Genomic DNA, 17284 nt, shown 5'->3' with positions numbered 1-17284 from the left:
GGCGATCCGCCACCCGTGCGTTCACCGAGCGCCGGCCAGAAAGCCATGAATCTGCGCCACCACGGCCGCGCCTTCGCCCACTGCCGACGCGACACGCTTGGTCGATCCTGAACGAACGTCGCCGATCGCGAAGACACCCTTGACGCTCGTCTGCAACGGCATCGAATGCGTGACAGCTTCGAGAACGTCGGTGCCTGTCAATACGAACCCTTTGCTGTCGAGCGACACGCCGCATGTCTTGAGCCAGCCAGTATTCGGATCCGCGCCAATGAAGACGAACAGGTGATGGGTCGTCATGCTTCCTTCAATGCCACCGGCACCGCGGTAGTACACGCGCTCGAGACGCGCATCCCCCTCGAGCGCGGTCAGTTCGATGCGTGTATGAAGCGTCACGTTCGGCAGCGATGCGACACGTTCAGTCAGGTAGTGCGACATGCTGTGCTCGAGGCTCGCGCCTCGAATGAACATGTGTACATGCTCGGCGTGTGATGCCAGAAACACCACTGCCTGTCCTGCCGAATTGCCGCCACCGACCAGCACCACCGGCTCCTTGCGGCACAGCCTCGCCTCGATCGGCGTAGCCCAGTAATAGACGCCGCAGCGCTCGAAGCGCGCGAGGTCCTCGACGGCCGGTCGCCGATACTCTGCGCCACTGGCGATGACCACCGTGCGCGCGGTGATGCGGTGGCCATCGGCAAGCTCCACGACAGGCGGTTGCCTGTCGCAATACAACGCCTTGACCTCGCACGGGATGCCGATGTGTGCACCGAACTTCTGCGCCTGGATGAACGCACGGCCCGCGAGAGCTTGACCCGTGATGCCGGTGGGGAAGCCCAGATAGTTCTCGATGCGCGCACTCGTACCGGCCTGGCCACCGGGTGCGCGACAGTCGAGCGTCGCGACCGACATTCCCTCGGATGCCGCGTAGACGGCCGCCGCAAGTCCCGCGGGGCCTGCGCCGACGATCGCCACATCGTAGACGTGCGTCGGATCGAACTCGGGAATCAGTCCGAGGCAAGACGCAAGCTGCCCCGCATCGGGGTTTCGCAGCACGGTGCCGTCCGGACAAACGACGAGCGGGAAGTCGTCGGGCTGCGGCGTCAGGCGTTCGAGTAGCGCGACGGCTTCGGCGTCCTGCTCCGCATCGAGCGTCATGTTCGGAAAAGCGTTGCGGCGCAGGAAATTCTGCAACGCGAGGAGTTGTGCGTCACTGGAGGAGCCGACCAGAACGACCCCTTGTCCGCGCTCGATCACGAGGACACGCCTCAAAATCAGTGCGCGCATGATCTTTTCGCCAAGATCGGCCTCGCTGATCATCATGGCGCTGAGTTCGTTGGGCCGCACCAACACCGCTTCGACATCTTCGACGACATGCGCGTCTACAACTGCGGGCTTGTTCGAGAGCTGGGTGACATCCGAGGTGAACTCACCGCGCTGCGTATAGGTGTGAATGATCCGTTCGTGGCCGAGGCCATCACGGGCGATTATCCGGATTTTGCCCGACAGCAGGACGAACATTCCCGGGCAGAGGCTTCCCGCACGATAGAGCAATGTGCCTTTGGCGTAGCGGGACAGGCTGCCGAAGCGACGCACCCTGTCGACCTCAGCCTCCGTGAGGACCGGAAACATCTGCTGGTAACGCGGATGGTCGCGCACGCTCGGGTCTTCGACGACCGCGCCGTCGTCGATACGACTCGCGTCGCCTGCCGGCTGATGGGCGGGCGTATCGCCGCCCTGCCTTGACTCGTTGCTCATCTCGGACTCTCCTCCAGCGGCTGGTCGAAGCCGCCACCGCCTGGTCGACTGTCGCCCGCTGCCGGAAGCCGAAGGCCCCGTAACGTCAAATCAAAATGGAACGGCTGCTGAATATTTCCGCTCGCGTTTCTTCGGCGGTCACCGGTGCGAAAGGGAATGACCGGGCGCATGGCCGCCCGTGCGATTGCAATGAAGAGAGTAGTCGAGTTGCCGCGGGGCAGCCAGGGATTGTTGCATCGGACGGGTTACGCCGAACCACGCAAGAGACCTTTCGAACGCGCCGATTGTCGTCCAGAATATTTTGAGGAATAGCGAGCATCATCCTCACAGCCTCATGTTTGTGCAGGTATTGCGGTTGAGCGCCCGCCAGCGCCGGACGATTTTTGTCGCGAGCACAGGCGGCGCGCTCGAGGTATTCGATTTCGCCGTCTACGGATTTTTCGCACAGAGCATCGGCCGCGAATTCTTCCCGGCACGAACGGGCCTACCTGCAGAGACACTGGCGTTCGCGGTCCTGGCTGTCGGCTCCATGTCGAGGCTCGTGGGCGGCATCTTCCTCGGCCGGCTGGGTGACAAGTACGGCCGGCGCATTGTTTTCACCTCGTCGGCAATGGTCGCTACTGTGTCGACCTTGCTCGCCACAAGTGCGGCACGCTCGGAGTCGAACGTATGGAATTACGATGCCAGCATCAAGAATAGTATCTGGAGCTATTTTTCAATGCGTTTGATTTGTGCGCCCTATATCCGCTCCTGGGCGAATGCGAACAGCCGATCTCGCTGGAAGGCAGTGGCTGCGCGAGACCGCCAGATTGGGCGTCGCCACTGATGGGTCGAAGTCGGCGTGGCCAGTTGTCTTCGGCCTCGCCCACTCCGTTTCTGTCTACGGCGGATTACATGCCGCCAAACGGTTTCTTCACCGTCAGCTTGTTGGTCACCGAAGTCACTCCGGGAACGCCCCTGGCGATCGCCTCGACCTTGCCGACATGGGCAGCTTCCGTGACCGTGCCATTCAGTGTCACCGCGCCGTCTTTCGCAATGACACTAATGTCTCCGGCGCTGATTTCCTTGTCCTGCCCGATGGCGGCATAAATCTTCCGGCGCAGTGCGCGATCCGCTTTCCTTCCCGTGGGTGCCGCTGCGCCCGATCCCGCTATCGCGGACGCACCTTGCGCACTGGGCGGGGTACTGGCTGCTTCACCGGCCTGGCACCACGTGGTCATGGACATTGCAACGAACAATGTGGCGACAGCCAGCCCAAGTACCTTGATTGTTTTCATGGATTGCTCCGCTTGATGAGGGTGACGGAATCAGAAGTTATGGCGCAGGCCGATCATGGCCGCAGTGGTGGAGACGCCCGGCGCAACCGGTGCCCCATAGATGATCGTCTGGTTCATCGTCCCCTTGTTGTCGACGTAGCCGACTTGCGCGTACACCTTGGTCCGTTGGGACAGGTTATATTCCGCACCCACTGCGATTTCGCTCGAGTGATTCGCTGAATGGTTCCGGTCCTTCAGATAGTAGTAGCCGGACGTGATCTTGAAGTGCGGATTGAACTGGTAGCCGAGGCCACCCGACACCATTTCGAAGTCAACGGTGTTGCTCTTCGCCGGGTTCTTGCCGATGCCGTACGAGGCGGACATAGAAAACCCGCTGATCGTATACATCGCACCGAAATAGTAGAAGCGATTGTTGCTCTGGCCTGTCGCAGGCGCCGCCGGCGCCGCCGGATAGGTCAGCGGGAACGGATTGGTGTCATGTCCGTTGTAGTACACAGCGGACAGGTTCAGACCGTAATTCGAATACTTGAGCACAGCCGATTCACGCGTGCCGCCCTGGAACTGTCCCGCGACGCCACCCGGCGCGTACTCAAGCGCAAGCGACGCACCATAGAATTTCGGCGAATTGTAGACCAGCGCGTTGCTGTCATAGAGGGCGCCAATTGGGGCGTTCGTGCTGGTGCCGGGCCAGCCGGCCGCCTGATTGATGCCGAGCCACGCAGTCAGGATACTGCCGAAATACTGTGCGCCGCGTACGTCGGTTTCCGCCATCGCGTAGATCATCGGGATGATCTGCCGGCCGGCGTCGAACGTGCCAAACGGCCCGGATGCCCCGATCGTCGAGAACTGGTTGAAGATCGCGGTTGTGCCCGGCGTATCGGACAGCCCGAACTTGCCGTTCGTGGTGTTGAACGTGCCTTGCAGCTTGAAGGTGATCTTGTAGCCGCCGCCAATATCTTCGCTTCCCTTCAGGCCCCAGTAGCTGGCATAGATGCCGCCGTCCTTGAGTTGATAGACATGCCCCATGTTATGCGCCGTCGGCAGGAACGTTGCGGTCGAGGTGCTCTGATACAGGAATCCACTGTCGAGTACGCCATAGAGCGTGACCGACGACTGGGCATGGGCTGCGCTCGCAAAAACTATCAGCACTGCCAGGCTGCTTGATTTCAATTTCATTGTGTCTCCTCCTGGTTTGGGGCGCGCCGGGTGGACCCGGCGGCTTATTGTTTGTTGCTCGAATGAAACTGTGTTGCTGCCACGTCGGTGTCTCAGGCCGACAGGTAGTAATCGCCGAACTGATCGCGTAACTGGTTCTTGAGTACCTTGCCCGTTGCGCCAAGCGGAACCGAGTCGACGAACACCACGGCGTCGGGCTTCCACCACTTCGCAACCCGGGCGTCGAAGAACGTGAGCAGTTCGGCCGCGTCGAGCGCGCTACCACGCTTCTTCACGATCAGCAGCAGCGGCCGCTCGTCCCACTTCGGATGCCGCGCGGCGATGCATACCGCCGTCGTGACTTCGGGGTGCAGGTACGCGACGTTTTCGATGTCGGTCGAGCTGATCCATTCGCCGCCGGACTTGATGACGTCCTTGCTGCGATCCGTAATCTGCATGAAGCCGTCTGGATCGATCCTGGCCACGTCGCCGGTCGGGAACCAGCCGTCGCGCAGCGGCGGCGTGTCGTCGCTGCCGAAATATTCCCGCGTGACCCAATGACCGCGCACGAGAAGGTCGCCAGTTGTGGTGCCGTCCCACGGCAACGCCTCGCCTTCCAGGTCGACGATTTTCATGTCCATGCCGAATACCGGGCGCCCCTGCTTCGCCTGAAGCGCATAGCGCTTTTCCAGGGGCAGAGACACCTGATGCGCCTTGAAACTGCAGACGGTACCGACCGGGCTCAGTTCCGTCATGCCCCATGCGTGCACGACGTCGACGCCATGGCGCTCCTGGAACGCTGTCGTCATCGCTGTCGGGCACGGAGCGCCGCCGATGATCGTGCGCGTCATCGACGAAAACGAACCCGTGATCGCGTCGACATGCGCGAGCAGTCCTTGCCAGACTGTCGGCACGCCCGCCGACAGCGTGACCTGTTCGTCCTCGATCAGTTCATGGAGCGACTTGCCGTCCAGCGCCGGCCCCGGAAACACCAGCTTCGCACCCACCATGCAGGCGATATACGGCAGTCCCCACGCGTTCACATGGAACATCGGCACGACCGGGAGGATCGCATCGCGCGCCGAACAGTTCAGCGAATCCGGCAGCGCTGCCGCGTAGGTGTGCAGCAGGGTCGAGCGGTGGCTGTATAGCACCCCCTTCGGGTTGCCGGTCGTCCCGGACGTGTAGCACAGCGATGACGCGCTGTTTTCGTCCAGCAGCGGCCAGTCGAATGCGTCGCCGTGACCGTCGACGAGATCCTCATAGCACAGCAGCGTCGCCGACAGGCTATGGTCTCGCGGCATGTGCGCGCTATCGGTCATAGCAACGAACACCTTCGGGCTCCTGACCCGTGGCGCGACGCTCTCGATCAGCGGCAGAAACGTGAGGTCAAAGAACACGACGCGATCTTCCGCATGTTCGATGATGTACGCGAGCTGGTCGACGTGGAGCCGGGGGTTGAGCGTATGCAACACAGACCCGGACCCTGACACTGCGAAGTACAACTCCATGTGCCGGTAGCCATTCCACGCCAGCGTCCCCACACGCTCGCCCGGCTGGATGCCGAGGCTTGCGAGGGCGTTTGCCACGCGGCGCGCGCGTTGCGCAAGGTCCCGGTACCGATAACGGTGAATGTCACCTTCGACCCGTCGCGACACGATTTCCTGTTCGCCGTGATGGCGTTCAGCATGCGTGAGCAGCGAAGCGACCAGTAGCGGTTGTTGCATCATCAAACCTTGCATCCTTGTTCCCCTGAATGGCTGTATGTTCCCGCGCGGCCTGGATCACGGTGCCGCACTGCGCACTGGTGCATGCGCGGGACGTGTGGTCGGATCCTCAAGACTCACGACCACCTTGCCGTCGATGGCCCGAACCGGGAAAGTTGTCAGGCTTAACCCGCCTGCGCCTGGCATGCAGCCAGTGCGCAGGTCGAAACGCAGACCGTGCGCCGGACAACGCAGCATGCACCCCTCGAGCTGACCGCTTGCGACCGAGGCCCCGTTGTGGGGACACGAGTCGTCGATTGCGTGGATCGTGCCGGCGATGTTGAACAGGACAATGCTGCGGCCATCGATGAAGGCCAGTTTTCGCTGACCCGGCGCGAGCTCATCGACCGCGCCAACCGGTATCTGACGTGACATTCCCTGCTCCTTTAATGCGGGACACGGTCGTGTCCAGATTGCGCTTGCCGATCAGGCGCCACGAACAGATGAATCGAAGAAGGCATCGATCACCAGGAAGGGCCGCTCGCCCGCGTCCCGATCTGCCTGCGCGTTCCAATTCTGATCAGACAAGTTCGTGGATCAGTGTCTCCGCCATCAGCCATTCACCAAACCCTGCAGCGGGATTCAGGTGACCGACTTCGCCGAGGTCGACAAGACGGCTGCCCCAGTCTTTCGCCATCGCCGCTACACGCTCGAGCTGCGCGAGCGGATCGTTGCGACTCGCGCCGACGATGCTCGGGAACGGCAGCGGCTTTCGTGGAACCGGATGCCAGCCGTTCCCAGCCAGCGCATCAATGGCCGGATAGCCCGCCGGCAGCGGCGTCTCGAGGTCGGCAGGAGCGGCGAGCAGCGCACCGTGAATCTTGCGGCTGTGCTGCTCGGCCCAGTGCACCGTAATCATCACGCCCGCACTGTGCGCGACCAGGATCACCGGGCCATCGATTTTCGCGAGGGCAGCATCGAGCGCCGCGACGCGCGCAGCGCAACTGAGTTTGTCGTGCTCGAGCGGCGGCACCGAGGCCGCCTTGGGCAACTTTCTCTCCAGCAGAGTTTGCCAGTGCTCCGCCACGTGGTCGCGCAAACCCGGCACCATCAGAATGGTCGGTGTCGTATCGAGGGTCATTAGGTGGTCTCCGGCCCGATCAGTACGGCTTGTCGCCGATAATTCCGGCGCGCTCCATCTTGCGATGACACGGCGGGTAGTCCATCACTGCATAGTGCTGCGTGCTGCGGTTGTCCCAGATCGCGATGCTGTTGGGTTTCCAGCGCCAGCGGACCTGGTACTCGGGGATGCAGGCCTGGCTGATGAGATAACGCAGCAGGTCACCCGCGCCCGGATTGGCATCCTGCCCGAAGCGCACACGCGCCGGCGTGTGGTAATTGGTGAAATGGGTGGTGAAGGCGCTCACGAACAACACCTTCTCACCGGTCTCTGGATGCGTGCGCACGACCGGATGCTCAGCGTCCGGGAATTGCGCTTTAAGAGCGAGACGGTTTTCGATCGGCATCGCGGCTCCGAAGCTCGCCTCGATGCTGTGGCGGGCGCGCAGGTCCGCGATCTGGGTCTTGATGTGGTCCGGCAGGTTCTCGTAGGCGAGGACCATGTTTGCCCACATTGTGTCGCCGCCGACTGGCGGGCACTCCACGCAGCGCAGGACAGCGCCGAACTGCGGCGCCTCGCGCCAGGTGGCATCCGCGTGCCAGGCGTTTTCATACCGGTCGTTGGGCTGATCCGGGTTCTTGTAGATGCGCACGAGGCCCGGATACTCCGGATCGCTGCCGGCGACGGGATGGTCTTCCAGTGCGCCGAAACGGCGAGCGAATGCAACGTGCTCGGCGCGCGAAATGTCCTGGTCGCGCAGGAACAGCACCCTGTGCTCAAGCAGCGCTGCCCGGATCCCGGCAAACAGGCTGTCATCGTGGATGGCATCGGCGAGATTCACCCCAACCAGTTCGGCACCGATGGCACACGTCAATTGTTCGACTCGCATGACCTGCTCCTCAGATAACGAAGACCGACGAGCCGGTCGTCTTGCGCGTTTCGAGGTCGCGGTGGGCCTGCGTCGCGTCCTCCAGTGCGTAACGCTGGTTGAGTTCGATCTTGATGCGGCCTGCGGCGACATGCCCGAAGAGTTCGCCGGCAAGTTCGTTTTTCTCGACGGGGTCGGCAATGTAGTCCGCCAGCGCGGGCCGCGTCAGGTAGAGCGAGCCCTTCATCGCCAGCATCTGCGGATTGAACGGCGGGATCGCTCCGGACGCCGTGCCGACGCAGACCATCAGGCCACGGCGCCTGAGCGAATCGAGCGACGCCTCGAAGGTATCCTTGCCGACGCTGTCGAACACGACGTCCACGCCCATGCCATTGGTCAGTTCGCGCACACGCTTCGCGACATCCTCCCGGCTGTAGTAAATGATGTGATCGCAGCCATGCGCGCGGGCCACCTCGCCTTTGGCCTCGTTCGAAACCGTGCCGATCACGGTGAGACCCAGCAGCTTCGCCCATTGCGACACGATCAGACCGACACCGCCGGCGGCGGCATGCAGCAGGATGGTGTCGCCCGCCCTGAAGTCATGAATGCGGCGCATCAGGTACGACGAGGTCAGGCCTCGCATCGTCATGCCGGCAGCTGTTTCGCAGGAGATCGCATCAGGCAGCTTGATGAGCGGCGCGGCCGGGATCAGGCGTTCTGTACTGTAAGCGCCAAGCGTGTTGAGAAAGCCGGTGTAGGTCACGCGATCGCCGACCGCGACGTTGGTCACGTCGGGGCCGATGGCCTCGACCACACCTGCAGCCTCGACACCCATGCCCGCAGGCAGCGGCACGGGGTACAGGCCGGTGCGGAAGTAGGTGTCGGCGAAATTCAGGCCCACTGCCTCATGGCGCAAGCGAACCTGTGCGGGGCCGGGGTCGCCCACTTCAACGTTTTCATAGCGCAACACTTCGGGACCGCCGGTTTCATGGAAGCGCACTGCTTTCGCCATGTCAAATCTCCTGTTCATTACTCAAACTGCGAATTTGTTTCGCCTGTGATGGGCTACCCAATTTGCTCTCGGGCGCACTTGCCAGGTCTAAAGCTCGCGGGTGACCGTCGGGTCAGCGCCCGGCCTGCTCGCGCAGGGCACTCAAGCGATCGAGGTCGACGCCATAGTTCCGCTTGCCGATGAAGAAGGCGATTGAGGCGACGAGGGGTGCAAACGGCACGAGTTGCAGCGCGCCGAGCAGCCCGATCCGGTCGGCCACGATGCCCGTCAGGACGGCAGCGGGTGCCAGCCCCAGCAGGTTGTTCGCCAACGTCAGCGTGGCAAACGCCGACGCATGGATCGATGGTGGGGTGAGGTTCGCCACCATCGCACCCGAGGGGCCGGTCGCGCCGGCGCAGAAGAACATGCCGGCGCCGATCACGGCGAGCTGTGCCGGACCCGCCGGCATGCGGAAACCGATCGTGAGCAGCACGAAGCAGATCAGGCAGAAGGCGACGGCAGTGCTCCACTTCCTTTCCCGCGCATACTTGCTGAGCCGGTCGGCCAGATTTCCGCACACCACCATGCCGAAAGCGGTGGCCAGCACGAACACGGCCGCGCCCATGGCCGCCTTGCCGGCAGACATGCCGTAGTAGCGGTTCAGGAAGCTGGGCATCCACGCCCACACAGCGGCCGGAACCAGCAGATGGATGCCGCTGCCGACGTAGGCACACACGACCGACTTTGTCGAAAAGAGTCCTTGCATCAACGTGCGCAAGCTCATGCACACACCGGCGCCCTGCGTCTGACGGCCCACGTTTGCCGGCTGCAGCGGCGCGAGTCGCTTTTCGGTGATGGCAAACCGGTAGAAAACGACCAGCATGATTCCAAGCGCCGCCATGGCGCCGAACGCCGCGCGCCAGCCGAAGCGAGCCGCGACGGCACCGCCTAGCGCCATGCCCAGCACTGAACCAAACGCCCCGCCAGCCATGAACGCGGCGGTGAGCGTAGCGCGCAGCCGTGCGGGAAAGATGCTGAGGACGACTGCGATGCCGACGCTGCCATAGGCGGCTTCGCCGATACCGACGAAGGCACGCGCGAGTAGCATCTCGCCATAGTTCGTCGCGAGCGCGCAGCCGAGCGTCGCGAGACTCCACATCGCCGCCATCAGGACAATGCTTTTCACGCGGCCCCAGCGGTCGGCGAGTACCGACAGCGGAAAGGTGAGCACGCCGACCATCAGCGCGACCACGCTGCTGAGCGAACCGAGCCGGGTGTCGGAAAGGTTCCATGCCGCCTTGAGCATCGGAAACACCGCATTCAACACCTGCCGCGACATGTAGTCGGATAGCAGCAACCCCACCGTCAGGACAAACACCACCCACGCATACGCGTGAACGTCTTTTTGCGTCGTCGAAACATCGGCCGTGGTCGGCTCGGCATGCGTGAACATGAGTTGTCTCCTTCGTGTCCAGCTCGTTGGCGGCCGCCTTTGCCCTGCGGGACAAAGGCAGCCTTTATGGATACTGCAAAACTCTCCCCGGCTTGCCGGCGAGCCCTACCTTTGAAGCCCGACGTCCGCGAAACGTCAGCCGCGCTTCAATCCCTTACGCCGCGCGCAGCGGCAGATTCTTCACACCGGCCTTGCGATTCGGCGCCATGCCGTTGGCCGTGAGTGTCTCGTCGACCGTCTTGTACTGCACACCAATCTTGTAGATCTCGCGCGCCTCCTTGCCGCTCGCGATTTCACGGCCCAGTTCGTGCGCCACGCGCACACACTGCTCGATCTGCTGCACCGAAGTCATCCGGTTGCCGTGCTGGTCGATGATCGTGTCCTCGATGCCGCAGCGCGGATGCAGACCCATGGCCATCGCCATCATGTTGAACGGCAGGACGTTCTTCAGCAGCGACTCGGCCGTGACCGTGCCACCGTCCGGCGCACGGTGGACGAAGTTGAAGAAGTTGTGCGGGTTCGGACCGTCGAAGCCGCCGCCGATGCCGATCCACGTCAGGTTCAGCGGCCCCTTGTAGACGCCCTTGCGCACCAGGCGGTCGAGCGTTTCGAGCGCATGGATACCCGTAAGCTGGAAGTGCGGCTGGATGCCCGAGGCCTGCAGGCGGCGCAGATGCTCCTCAACCCAGGCCGGACCCGCGGGCACCGTCATTTCGCTGTAGGCGGCCATAAGCGCAGGATTGGACAGCGACGTGCCTTCCAGGTACTCCGGATAGAGCAACTCCATGATGTTCATCTGCGTGGTGTTGATCGCGACCGTCACCTGATCGGGCTTCGGGTCGAGATCGGCTAGCATGTGACGCGTGTCGTCGGACAGCCACTTCGCGGCCTGGCCGTCGTCTTCCGGTGCAAACGAGATCGAGCCACCCACCTGGATGATCATGTCCGGCACGGCCGCACGCACACCCGCGATCAGTTCGTTGAACTTCGACAGGCGCTTGGAGCCCTTGCCATCCAGTTCGCGCACATGCAGGTGCAGCACGGTCGCGCCGGCCTCGTAGCAGTCGACGGCCTTCTGGATCTGCTCCTCCATCGTTACCGGAATGTCTTCCGGAAAGTCCTCGGGCATCCATTCCGGGCCATACGGAGCGGTCGTGATGACAACCTTGTCCTGGTTCTCAGGGTGCAGCGAATCGTCGAGGAATTGCATCGTGTTCTCCAATATGAGTACGGTATTCCGACGCTCGCGACACGGCTGGCCGCATGAAGACTGGTCGGAACATGATGAACCGTTGAGATCCCACGATACGGCAATGCTGCGCTACACTTTTATGATCGGGCGCCATTCTTTTGGCATTTCATGCCACTACGCGTTAACACCGGTGCGTGCGGTAGACATTCCAATACCAGACGCAGGGAGGCCGCCTGCGAGACGTATGCGGAGACAAAGCGATGGAAACGATGTTGCGCTCGGTAGCCATGAGCGGCTATTTCGATGTGACGCGGCGGGTCGGACTGAACCCGGTCGAGCTTGCACAGCAGGTCGGGATCGATACCGCGGCGCTTGCGAATCCGGACGATCGCGTTCCGGCAACCGCCGCGTGCCGGCTGCTGGAACTAACGGCCGAAAGGGCGTCGTGCCCGACTTTCGCGCTACAGATGGCCGAGACCCGGCAGAAGTTCGGTACCGGTGTGGTCAATGTCCTGCTCGCACATAAACGCACGCTGCGCGAGGTATTGCTGGCCGCAGCCGAATACCGGCATCTACTGAACGAAGCCCTGGCTGTGCACATCGAGGACGCGGGTGGAACGGTCACCATCCGGGAAGAACTGGTCGTGGAACCGGGCACCCCGACGAATCAGGCGATCGAACTCGCGGTCGGCGTGCTCGCGCGCCACTCCAGCGCCCTGCTCGGCGATCACTGGAAACCGCGCTCGGTCCACTTCACTCATCAAGGACCGCAGGACTTGACGTTTCATCGACGGTTCTTCGGCTGTCCGTTGGAGTTCCGCAGTGATTTCAATGGCTTCGTGTGTGCGGCCGCCGATCTCGACTACCCGAATCCCGCTGCTGACCCGGAACTGGTGCGATATGCCGAGAGCCTCGCTGATTCACTCAATGTGACGGGTGCCGATTCGACCGCGCTGGAAGTGCGCAAGGCGATCTACCTGCTGCTGCCCCTCGAACAGGCCACCGTCGAACTGGTTGCCCGCCATTTGCGTCTGAGCGTTCGCACCATGCAGCGCCAGCTTGAACTGACGCATACCAGCTTCTCGCGTCTGGTCGAGGAAGTCAGGTGCGAACTTGCCGTACGCTATATGAGCAACCCACGCTATCCGATCGGGCGGGTTTCCGCACTGCTAGGCTATTCACAGCAGGGTTCCTTCACGAACTGGTTTAACGCACGCTTCGGCGTCACGCCGCGTGACTGGCGCAACAGCCGTTTGAAATGATGGCTCTGCGCATTGGGCCTTCGAAGGATTCGGTCGCAAGCCCGTTATCGAACGACCCAAAGCTCGCAACTGCAAACCGTCCCGTGCTCGAAGGCCATCTGCGCCGACGGCTCCTGGCGTGAAGTTTCGTAACCGGTGGTCGTCGAGGGAGCCGTACGGGCGGTTCACCGTTGTCGCTTTGCGAAAGCGCCAAAGCCCTCGTTCTCGCTAACTGGTTACTGGGTACCCCTTGAGCAGGCGCATGACGGCCTTGACGTCAACAACCAGGGCCTGGCTCGCTGGCTGCAGGACACGCCCCGCTCGCCAGTTGTCAGCCGCCTTTGCCGGTCCCTGGCTCCCCTTGTGGTACGAGGCTGGCTGTCGTGCTATCGCCTACACTGGAATCACGCGTGAACAGCGCCGCCCGTAACTACGAATTGCGCATCGGTTATCAGAACGGGTCACTCCCGACTCTCGCACGGATTGCCGGGCACGAACTCCCGGCAGACCCGGCCATCTCTTTCGAGGAAGACATCATGGCTACCGCATGGAGAATGAAAGGGGACTATCTCAAGAACTGCAACTGCATTGCCACCTGTCCATGCGACACAGTCGGTGTGCCCTATCCCAACAAGGGGTGCGAAGGGGTGGCGGCCATGCGGATCACCGAGGGGTCCTTCGGAGGCATCCGTCTGGATGGCCTGGTGTGGGTGGCCACCTACCACTGGCCCGGCGCGCTGCACGAGGGCAACGGTACGATGCAGCCGCTTATCGATGAACGTGCCACCGCGGAACAGCGGGACGCGCTGCTGCAAATCCTCAGCGGCCAGCACGGCGGCACCTTCTTCGAGATCCTGGCGTCGATCGTCACCACCTTCCTCGATCCGCAGTTTGTTCCCATCACGTTTGAGTTTGACCAGCGAAACCGCAAGGCTCACGTGCTCGTCCAGGGCATTGTGGAAACTGAGTCGGCACCACTCGTCGTGCCCGCCACCGGCGAAGAACAACGGGTCGTCGTACAGCTTCCGAACGGTTTCGAATACAGGGAGATGGAGGTTGCCCGGACCGTCACGCTAATCGGGACCGGTGCGATCAAGTTCAACCACACGGGTACGCACAGCTCGCTGGCTCAGGTCGAGCACACGCCGACCGGACTGGCCGCCTGATCTCGAACCTGTCCTTTGGGGCGTGGCTGTGGCGAGTAACAAGCCGTCTGAAACCGGGCCGACCACCGAGCGTCGAATCATTCTCGCCGGGCTCTTTGGCATGTGCGCGCTAGCGTGGTTGTACGTGCTGTATATGGGCTGGGGTATGGAGCACATGGACGCGGGCGCGGACATGGCGATCATGCCTGGGATGGCGGCATGGAACGGCGTCGACGTGTTCCTTGTATTCGCGATGTGGGCCGTCATGATGGTCGCCATGATGTTGCCTTCCGCCACGCCCATGATCATGGTGTTTGCAACGGTCAACCAGCGTCGGCGCGCGCAATCAGAACCTCACGTCCACCCCGCTGCGTTCGTGGCCGGGTACATCGCCATCTGGACGGCCTTCAGCGGAATTGCCGCCCTTGCCCAATGGGGTCTTCTCGAAGCACGGCTTGTCTCGCCGATGATGGCGAGCACGAGTCCCGCTCTGGGAGGAGGACTTCTCATCTGCGCGGGCGCGTATCAGTTCACGCCCTTGAAACATGCCTGCCTCTCCAGGTGCCGTTCGCCACTCTCGTTCATCATGACCGAGTGGCGAGCCGGGGTTCGTGGCGCATTTATCATGGGCCTGCGTCATGGGCTTTATTGCACGGGCTGCTGCTGGCTGCTGATGGCGCTGCTTTTCGTCGTTGGCGTGATGAACCTGCTCTGGATCGCCGCGCTGGCGGCGGTGATTCTGCTGGAGAAAATGCTGCCGAATGTACGCTGGTTATCTACCGCGATCGGTCTTTTGCTGATCGGCTGGGGAATCGGCGTGCTGCGGCAGGCTTTCTGAGACTGTCAGTCGGGCCAGCGGGGACCAGCCAGACATAGGTAGGGCTTCAACGCTTGCGTTACCTCCACAGTTGCTCCTGTCGCTTCCGGATCCTGACATCGTCCGCCGCCCCTTTAAAGGACGGTCCGTAACGGTCTCAAGGGAAGTCATTGTGCGCCGGCACCTTCATTTACGGAGCGGGCCTTTCTGCGGATGACCGCTTGAATCACGGCTTGCAGCTCACCACAAGCTTTCTGGTCATGACGTTGCCAGACTCCGTATATGTCTTCTTCTCCTGACGGTCGACGACGTCGTATCCGCCTGGGCAAGCTGTCACGGCAGCCTTGTCGCAGGTCTTCCACGTAAGCAGAATGCCGTTACAGGAGATGGCGGCTCCTTCGCGTCCGTTCGCTGTCCGCGTGTGGTTGACGCTTGCTCCGCAACCGGCCAGGACAACCACGAGAAGAATTGCGATGCTTCGCATGACATTCCCTTCGGTATGGGTCAGTTGCCAGATTAGACCATGACGATGCATTCCAGCGATTCCCAAAGCGGCCGGTCCCTGGCGAAATGCAGCATTCCGGGCAGATGCCGACTACTCACACGCGACGCGCATGCTGAACCATCGCGTCCGCGAAGTCGACACCAACGACGGCGCCTCGACGCGCCGCCGCCCGCGAGATAGCCGGGCCCTGCCGCGACGTCAAGAAACTGGACGCCCGCACGGACCTCGAGGGCATCGAGCAGTGCACATTGGACCTCGCGGTCAATTCGCCAAAATACGAATGATATGTCTGTGCGGCTGTTTCCCAGTGTTGTGATCCACCCGACAGGACGCGCCGGTCTGGTGGGCATCGCCAGTCACCTGGTCCGTTTCGGGGCTCGTCGCACACGTCACTCAGGCGGTTTACCCCTGCGCTTACGGCCAGTCAGGTTCGAATGGCAAACCGCGTCGAAGGTCGGCATAGCTTGTGCTTAGAGCCTCTGCGTGCGTGACATGTCCACGTCAACACCCATTTCCGCAGGTAGGAGAGAACCGCAATGAAACGTTCAGATCGACGAGCCGGATTGATCACGGCTACCTTGGCAGCCTTGACGCTCGGAACGTATGGCCATGCCACTTTCGCCGCCACCGACGGCGAGCTCTCTTACGAAACAAGGATAGAGACCACGATGTCACGCAATGCGACGACGCCCTGCGAGGAACAGGCGAGCAGCGCGAAATCCCAGCTTACCCTGCTCGTCCAGCCTCCGGCCGGCAACACGTTGCGGCTCACTTATCTTCCAGCTGCCGGATGGAAGCTCGATACCCCCGATGCAACACCCAGGGCAAACCAGGCCCGGGTCACGCCCGTAGGGTCACCGCGACATGAAGAGAACCGCGGCATAAGCGAGCCAATGACCGTATTCATTGACGGTCCAACCGGCTACACCTACCTCTGGATTCAGGACCAGGGCTGGAAGTTTGCCGGCCGCATCACGGACCGGATTCAATGAGCGTCGCGCGAGATTCGGGCGGCGCCTGTGAAGCGCCGGCACTAGCAGAGGCGCCATATCGTATGCGATGTCGTCCGCTTCGGATGGTGCCCCGCTCTGGAAGAAAGCCGGTACCTGCGTACCTTGCGCTTGTCGCTGCCGTCATATTGGTTATTGCTCAGTCCGCCCGGGCGGACGGCGCCATCGGAGACGCGGCGCCCCCGCTCACCGACCCCGGCATCATCAGCGCCTGGCGGACGCTGCGCGCCGCCGACTGCGCCCGTTGCCACGGCAAGGATTACGAAGGGTTGGCAGCCCCCTCCATCGTCGACTACGCGCGAACCCAGAGCGGCGAGACATTTGCCCGAATGGTCCTGGACGGAGATGGGGCCCGCGGGATGCCGGCATATCGCCTCAATCCGTCGATTGCTGATCACCTCGACGACATCCACCGATACTTTATGGGCCGAGCGGATCGGACGATCCAGGCAGAGTCGCGCCCTTAGCGATAGCGCTAACGAGTAATACGCCTACGCACCCGCCTGGCCCGATGTTGTGTGACTCACAGGTATTGGAGTCGTCTCATGTCAGCGCGAAAGCGATCGGCGACAAATTGCGGCTCAGCGGCTGAAACTGGCCCGCATGTCGCCTTCAGCCAATTGCCAGAACTTCAATGTCGAGCATGGATCGCCGTCCGTATCAGGCATTCTTGTAGACCGGCTTGCGAGTTCAAGGAATGCCGCCATCCCTTCCTTCTGTTCCTCCAGCACGACGGCGGCACCGAAGTGAAGTCGAGCGGATCGAAAGAGCAACCTGTATGTCGCATCATCTGATCGCCCCTATTACTTGCCATCGCGCATCGGCATGAGCCGGCCGAAAAACACTGTGGCCAGAACGGCGAGCGCGAAGGCAAGCGTGCTGGGACGCAGCGGTTCGCCGAGTAGCGGCGCAGAAAAAATCAATGCGAGAAATGGCTGCAGTAACTGGATTTGACTGACGCGCGAGGTCCCTCCCAAGGCCAGGCCACGGTAACCATGAGCGAATTTCAGGCCGGCGAGATTGCCGTCATCGACCGGCCTGCATCGTGA

The 17284-nt window shown here is 62.2% G+C and carries 16 protein-coding genes and 1 pseudogene; 6 read left to right on the top strand and 11 right to left on the bottom strand.

Annotated features, from left to right (window positions below; all coding sequences use genetic code 11):
* Positions 1-21 precede the first annotated feature (21 nt).
* Positions 22-1755 carry an FAD-dependent oxidoreductase gene (locus P3T16_RS09160; protein ID WP_429341999.1) on the bottom strand — a complete coding sequence of 578 codons (1734 nt, stop codon included), beginning with the start codon at positions 1753-1755 and terminating at the stop codon, positions 22-24.
* A gap of 334 nt (positions 1756-2089) precedes the next feature.
* Here P3T16_RS09160 and P3T16_RS09155 point away from each other — a divergent pair, with 334 nt between their 5' ends.
* On the top strand, positions 2090-2581 hold the full coding sequence (locus P3T16_RS09155) for an MFS transporter (RefSeq protein ID WP_429341998.1): 492 nt from the start codon (positions 2090-2092) through the stop codon (positions 2579-2581).
* Positions 2582-2645: 64 nt separating this feature from the next.
* On the opposite strand, the gene P3T16_RS09150 is transcribed toward P3T16_RS09155, so the two are convergent.
* From P3T16_RS09150 to P3T16_RS09110, 9 genes are all read right to left on the bottom strand, one after another.
* A complete protein-coding gene (locus tag P3T16_RS09150) occupies positions 2646-3032 on the bottom strand; it encodes a BON domain-containing protein (protein WP_429341997.1) in 387 nt (128 codons plus the stop codon).
* Between the two features lie 30 nt (positions 3033-3062).
* Positions 3063-4208, bottom strand: a complete 1146-nt coding sequence (locus P3T16_RS09145; RefSeq protein WP_429341996.1) for a porin — start codon at positions 4206-4208, stop codon at positions 3063-3065.
* Positions 4209-4300: 92 nt separating this feature from the next.
* Positions 4301-5929: a 3-(methylthio)propionyl-CoA ligase gene (locus P3T16_RS09140; protein WP_429341995.1), complete on the bottom strand. Its 1629-nt coding sequence runs from the start codon at positions 5927-5929 to the stop codon at positions 4301-4303.
* 42 nt (positions 5930-5971) lie between these two features.
* Positions 5972-6328, bottom strand: a complete 357-nt coding sequence (locus P3T16_RS09135; RefSeq protein WP_429341994.1) for a Rieske (2Fe-2S) protein — start codon at positions 6326-6328, stop codon at positions 5972-5974.
* A 145-nt stretch (positions 6329-6473) separates the two neighbouring features.
* Positions 6474-7034 carry an RBBP9/YdeN family alpha/beta hydrolase gene (locus tag P3T16_RS09130; protein ID WP_429341993.1) on the bottom strand — a complete coding sequence of 187 codons (561 nt, stop codon included), beginning with the start codon at positions 7032-7034 and terminating at the stop codon, positions 6474-6476.
* A 19-nt stretch (positions 7035-7053) separates the two neighbouring features.
* The gene (locus tag P3T16_RS09125; protein ID WP_429341992.1) at positions 7054-7902 is read right to left on the bottom strand and encodes a TauD/TfdA dioxygenase family protein; all 849 of its coding nucleotides are present in this window, start codon (positions 7900-7902) and stop codon (positions 7054-7056) included.
* Positions 7903-7912: 10 nt separating this feature from the next.
* On the bottom strand, positions 7913-8893 hold the full coding sequence (locus P3T16_RS09120) for a quinone oxidoreductase family protein (protein ID WP_429341991.1): 981 nt from the start codon (positions 8891-8893) through the stop codon (positions 7913-7915).
* A gap of 112 nt (positions 8894-9005) precedes the next feature.
* Positions 9006-10325, bottom strand: a complete 1320-nt coding sequence (locus P3T16_RS09115; RefSeq protein WP_429341990.1) for an MFS transporter — start codon at positions 10323-10325, stop codon at positions 9006-9008.
* A gap of 154 nt (positions 10326-10479) precedes the next feature.
* A complete protein-coding gene (locus tag P3T16_RS09110) occupies positions 10480-11535 on the bottom strand; it encodes a 3-keto-5-aminohexanoate cleavage protein (protein ID WP_429341989.1) in 1056 nt (351 codons plus the stop codon).
* A gap of 242 nt (positions 11536-11777) precedes the next feature.
* On the opposite strand from P3T16_RS09110, the gene P3T16_RS09105 reads away from it, so the two are divergent.
* The 5 genes from P3T16_RS09105 (at position 11778) to P3T16_RS09085 (ending at position 16702) form a co-directional block, all read left to right on the top strand.
* The gene (locus tag P3T16_RS09105; protein ID WP_429341988.1) at positions 11778-12779 is read left to right on the top strand and encodes an AraC family transcriptional regulator; all 1002 of its coding nucleotides are present in this window, start codon (positions 11778-11780) and stop codon (positions 12777-12779) included.
* A gap of 389 nt (positions 12780-13168) precedes the next feature.
* The gene (locus tag P3T16_RS09100; RefSeq protein WP_429341987.1) at positions 13169-13924 is read left to right on the top strand and encodes a DUF1326 domain-containing protein; all 756 of its coding nucleotides are present in this window, start codon (positions 13169-13171) and stop codon (positions 13922-13924) included.
* A 28-nt stretch (positions 13925-13952) separates the two neighbouring features.
* Complete coding sequence (locus P3T16_RS09095; RefSeq protein ID WP_429341986.1) at positions 13953-14741, top strand: DUF2182 domain-containing protein; 789 nt, start codon at positions 13953-13955, stop codon at positions 14739-14741.
* Between the two features lie 1020 nt (positions 14742-15761).
* Positions 15762-16217 carry a hypothetical protein gene (locus P3T16_RS09090; RefSeq protein ID WP_429258560.1) on the top strand — a complete coding sequence of 152 codons (456 nt, stop codon included), beginning with the start codon at positions 15762-15764 and terminating at the stop codon, positions 16215-16217.
* Entirely contained in the window at positions 16214-16702 is a 489-nt protein-coding gene (locus tag P3T16_RS09085) for a c-type cytochrome (protein ID WP_429341985.1), read from the top strand. Before P3T16_RS09090 ends, P3T16_RS09085 begins: the two co-directional genes overlap by 4 nt.
* A 336-nt stretch (positions 16703-17038) precedes the next feature.
* On the opposite strand, the pseudogene P3T16_RS09080 reads toward P3T16_RS09085, so the two are convergent.
* Positions 17039-17245, bottom strand: a pseudogene (locus P3T16_RS09080) (EamA family transporter); the annotation flags it as partial.
* Positions 17246-17284: the final 39 nt, after the last annotated feature.

The organism is Paraburkholderia sp. GAS42 (genome assembly GCF_050436565.1).
GTDB lineage: Bacteria > Pseudomonadota > Gammaproteobacteria > Burkholderiales > Burkholderiaceae > Paraburkholderia.
This window is presented reverse-complemented; position numbering and strand designations above follow the sequence as displayed.